This window comes from Glutamicibacter ardleyensis, from assembly GCF_014644555.1.
Classification (GTDB): Bacteria; Actinomycetota; Actinomycetes; order Actinomycetales; family Micrococcaceae; genus Glutamicibacter; species Glutamicibacter bergerei.
The window spans coordinates 1-4,726 of record NZ_BMKX01000020.1 but is presented as its reverse complement, the minus strand read 5'-3'; the positions used below and the strand labels follow the sequence as shown (position 1 = coordinate 4,726).

The window sequence follows — 4,726 nt, the reverse complement described above, 5'->3', positions numbered from 1 at the left end:
ACACAGTTTTGGGGGATGTTTCAAATCGGTGGCCTCTTTTCCACAGTGACCGTGCACACACGTATTCTGAGGAGCTTTCGACAGCTGCGCGCTCCCCTCTACGGCATCAATGAATTGAATTTCTGCGATAAGGAATCTAGGTAATAGCTGTACACAACGTCCATAGCCAGTTGCGCTGAGCCTTCGACAGCAACTGCATTACAACGGAGCGGATGCCCCCGGCGACATGAGCTCAGAATTTCAATACTCGTGACTCGTTATTAGAAGTATGGGTTGCTCATAATTGAGTTCCATTGGGGGCAGCCTCTTACTAGATGGGGACACGAAGCGACCAGCAAATATTTCACAGCCAGAGAGCCCTAGTCCCTATAGAGGGAAGGCAAACGCAAACATTCAGCATTGTCGCGTAGGCGGCTTCACTTTAGACCGCTTAATTCTGCTTGCGGGGTATCTCCGATTCGTATCCACTGACCAAGCACCAGGAATTGCTCTGGTCTACAACTTGCTGCGGTCATACCTTTCCAGTGCTCAGCCGTAACTTCTACAATTTGCAGTCGCCCCGTCATCAACCTACAGAAGTCTCCGTTTCGCACACAGCAATGGCAACGGCATTGCAGAATGAAGTGCCGAAGTTCTCGCGCCGCGTGACAGGCGCTTGTCGGCACTGGCTTAGCCAGCTGATTATTTGACTCGTTCATAGCATTCAGCGATTCTTCTAGATAGCCGATTCACAAGCTTTCGACTCCGGTATAAGCCGTATAGAACGAAACCGTCATGTATCGGCCGATGAGACTAGTGCTTCTAGGCAAGAGTCAGCACACTTATTCGAGACCGTAGCTAGCTATTCTGGACACCAGTGCGCTCAGTGACAAGGATGAAGAATCGGTGTCTTCTTGGATGTCTGTCATGCAGTATCACCCTAGGCAACTCGTGCGGCTCGTTAACGAAAGACAACTGATCACTGTTATTTGGCTCCACGATTCTGGTCCAAGTTGATAGGTCCTGTGGTCATGGCCGTTCTAGAATGACGCCGGCAGGCAGAAAGCTACTGGCCTTTTAGCTCCGTCAATAAACTCAAAGGGATAGTTGCTGTCCAAGAAGTGCATGAGTGAGCACGCCCTTTAGAGTCCTGTTAAGGATTGGGTTCTAGACCGGGCAGCGAGGACGTACGCTCCTAAGCAACATTCTGGCCGCAGGATCGGATCCTTGGCCATGCTCAAGGTAGCGGGCCTACGGGTTACGAGACAAGACTGGATCCAGGTACTTAGTTAAAGCAAAAACGCGGAACCGTAGTTCCGCGTTTTGAATATGTGACCCCAACGGGATTCGAACCCGTGTTGCCGCCGTGAGAGGGCGGAGTACTAGGCCGCTATACGATGGGGCCGTACGCTGAAGATCTCTCTTCAACTCACCGAATCCCTCCGGTGAAGCGCTGGGATACCAGGACTCGAACCTAGAATGACGGAACCAGAAACCGTTGTGTTGCCAATTACACCATATCCCAATGTGACTTGGTATCCCTCAGGGAAGATATCGCTATCTCCTTCAATGGAATGCCTTAGCACGAGATATAACTATACATAAGAAAACCAGTTAAGGCATCTTTTGAGCGCTCATCCTCGAGTGATCTGCAGCTCTATTACAGATTCGAATGTTTTCAGCGCCAAAATACGGTAGTCAGCATCCTTCAGTGGCCTGAACCGTGGATCGCGTAAACGGTAGTTGAACTTAGTACTGCGATCTAAATTCTCTTACCCATAGTTCCTCTATCGCGATCTGACCATGACGGACGCTTCAGGAGCACACCGTATCTAGACGTCGAGCCATCGTACAAGCAGAGCCAACTTGAAATTTCTACCGCAAAGACAATGCTGGGCAAAGTTCGTTGGCAGCCACAAACGATGATTTTGGGACGGTCAAGCACGGAGGCGCTTTTATGGCGTTCAGCAGCGGTGCTTATTCTAGATTCATTGATTTGATGGGTCATTGTCGCCAGAGGGTCTGCGCAACAGCTGGCCTCGCCCATAGTCACGAAGATGTTCATGGTTTTGCAAGCACAAGGATTGCTCTGGGAAGTGACGATTACTTGTTATATCGGCCGGGTCTCCTGTTGGATGATCGCGTCTTGGAGTGCCATCACGATCCGAGAAGCCGGGTGCGCACGATCCAACTCACCAGCCCGATAGGGGGATGGTGTAAAACGGCAAGCTGATAGTCCGAGTTAACAACGATGAGTGGCTGTCAAACTTGCATCAACCGTGCCTACATGATGTTTCGAAACTTTGCCCCGGTCGTTCGTTTATTTCTGAACATCTCACTGCTCAGAATTACGTTGATCGGCAATCTGCACGTGCCTAGAACAAAACCAATCGATAGGCAGCGAGCGGCAGGATCGTTATCCCGGGACGTCGCACTGCGTGGTCTATCGTCGATGTTCGACATACAACACCACCTGTGCCAGTTACGCACAAGCCTCTAATGTAGAACGTGAGGCAAGGTTTAAAGTGTCAACTCCCGGAAACGAACTGTTTCCGGGAGTATTTAGCTTGGTCGGGATAACAGGATTTGAACCTGCGACCTCGTCGTCCCGAACGACGCGCGCTACCAAGCTGCGCTATATCCCGTTGTTCACCAACGTTTAAACACTACACCCGCGTTTGGGCTGCCACGAAATCTGTAATTGCGCCTTACATGGCCAACTAAGCTTCGCGCTCATTGCAGTCAAATGGCCTTGCCAGGATTCAGAATATTCTTCTCATCAAGCAACGACTTTATGTCATGCTGAATTTGGATGACATCCTGGCTCTGTTCCCATGTCAACCATTCACGTTTGATAAGTCCAACGCCATGTTCGCCCGTAATCGTTCCACCCATATCGATCGCGACCCGAATTGACTCTTCTAGGGCTTCCGATAATCGGATCAAGGGATTTTCACCGGACTCGGGTTCCACAGAAAGTGTCGGATGTAAATTACCATCGCCCGCATGAGCGATGACTCGTACATCGACGTCATGAGCCGTGGCAATCTTTCGGAGCTCTTGCACGTACTTAGCCATCAGACTCTTAGGAACAGCAACATCCTCGCCCATCCGATATGCGTCGTCCTTCGTATCCCCACGACTGGTACGACGCATTTCAATCAATTGTGTTGCTTCCGGAGCACCTGAGGAACTAAGTGTCATTGGTCCGTCTGAGAATGCTTCTCTGATTACGGTCTCTTCTTTTTCTGCGCCGTACCCGTCCAGACGAACCAAGAGCATCGCACCTCCACGGGATGCATAGTCTGTTTGGTACTGCTCATCAAGAATCCTGATCGTCGGCAAATCCAGCAATTCTAAGATCGCAGGTTGCACACGAGCCCGTGCGATGCTTTGTACACCCATAACTGCTGCTTCAAGACTAGGGAAGACTATCGATACATCTCGTTCATCAACGGGCTGATAGCGCAGACGGAGCACCGCCCGAACTACGACTCCTAGGGTCCCCTCAGATCCAGTAAATAAGGAAGTCAGATCATATCCTGCAACGCCTTTGAACGTATTCTTCCCGACACGAATCAACCTGCCATCGGCGAGAACAATGTCAAGGCCGAGGACCGACTCACGAGTCACGCCGTACTTCGCACAGCGGAGTCCGCCGGCATTGGTGGCAATGTTCCCGCCAACGGTGGACATCTTGTAGCTGGCGGGATCGGGCGCATACATCAACCCAAATTCCGCCGCAGCCTCGTTGAGGTCATAGTTGATGACCCCTGGCTCTACAACGGCAACTTCGTCTTCAGGCCGGATCTCAATTATTCGATTCAGCTGCATTAGGTTCATTACAATACATAGGCCAGTTACATGAGCAGCGCCGGAGACTCCAGTGCCAGCGCCACGCGATATCACTGGCATGCCATGTTCATAAGACAGTCGCATAATGTTTTGAACGTCAGCCACCGTTTGTGGGTACACGACAGCCAACGGCAAGACTGGCTCACCGACAAGCTGTCCAAAATCCCTTGAGTTCTCCAACAGCGCTTCTCTGCGATCTTCGATTTTCGCCGCCATTGGTAGCGCTTCGCGCAGCTGCTTAAGAAATTCGAGCTGAGAATCCGACATTGAAACGACCTCGTCATGTGATGCGATGGTTAGCTAGGAACAAAGTTTCATGTAATGGCCACTAAGCTCCATAACGAAGCCTAACCGGTCAGCGGACGCTACCACATACCAAGTGAGGAACCAGGTCCTTTTAAACAGCAAAAGGGTCCCACCCTTTCCAGGCAGAACCCCACACCACCAACCACCCCAACCACACCAACCCAGCCAGCAACCAGTTACTGGTTAAACAGGTGAGGCCCCGAACACCATAAGTGTCCAGGGCCTCAAACCATCATCATTACTGACATAACTACTTCAAGTTAAGTCCGGCGGTGACCTACTCTCCCACACCCTCACGAGTGCAGTACCATCGGCGCAGTGGGCCTTAGCTTCCGGGTTCGGTATGGGACCGGGCGTTTCCCCCACGCTATGACCGCCGTAACAGTCTCGAAACAACATCAGGCATCCCAATGCTCATCCAAAAAATATTGTGTACCAACACCCCGTCAAAGCAAGCCAACCACACACCAAACCCACCAAGAGTGGATCCAATGAACAGCCAACCCCCTTCTACAAGGAATCAGTGTGTTACAAGGTTGTTGTCTCGTAACCGTATAGTGAACGCGAACAATAATTGTCTCAAATA

1 protein-coding gene, 3 tRNA genes and 1 rRNA gene are annotated in these 4,726 nt (G+C 51.0%); all 5 read right to left on the bottom strand.

Annotation, left to right across the window (positions count from 1 at the left end):
* Positions 1 to 1,311: 1,311 nt before the first annotated feature.
* Positions 1,312 to 1,384, bottom strand: a tRNA-Glu gene (locus IEX04_RS18560).
* A gap of 48 nt (positions 1,385 to 1,432) precedes the next feature.
* Positions 1,433 to 1,504: transfer RNA gene (locus tag IEX04_RS18555), tRNA-Gln, on the bottom strand.
* 1,043 nt (positions 1,505 to 2,547) lie between these two features.
* Positions 2,548 to 2,624 (bottom strand) — tRNA-Pro (locus IEX04_RS18550).
* A 97-nt stretch (positions 2,625 to 2,721) separates the two neighbouring features.
* A complete protein-coding gene (locus tag IEX04_RS18545; protein WP_188687519.1) occupies positions 2,722 to 4,101 on the bottom strand; it encodes an FAD-binding oxidoreductase in 1,380 nt (459 codons plus the stop codon).
* 303 nt (positions 4,102 to 4,404) lie between these two features.
* Positions 4,405 to 4,521: ribosomal RNA gene (gene rrf / locus IEX04_RS18540) — 5S ribosomal RNA — on the bottom strand.
* Between the last annotated feature and the right edge of the window lie 205 nt (positions 4,522 to 4,726).

Coding starts and splice junctions, on each gene's coding strand:
- IEX04_RS18545 (WP_188687519.1), bottom strand. CDS start 4,101: ATGTCGGATTCTCAGCTCGAATTTCTTAAGCAGCTGCGCGAAGCGCTA.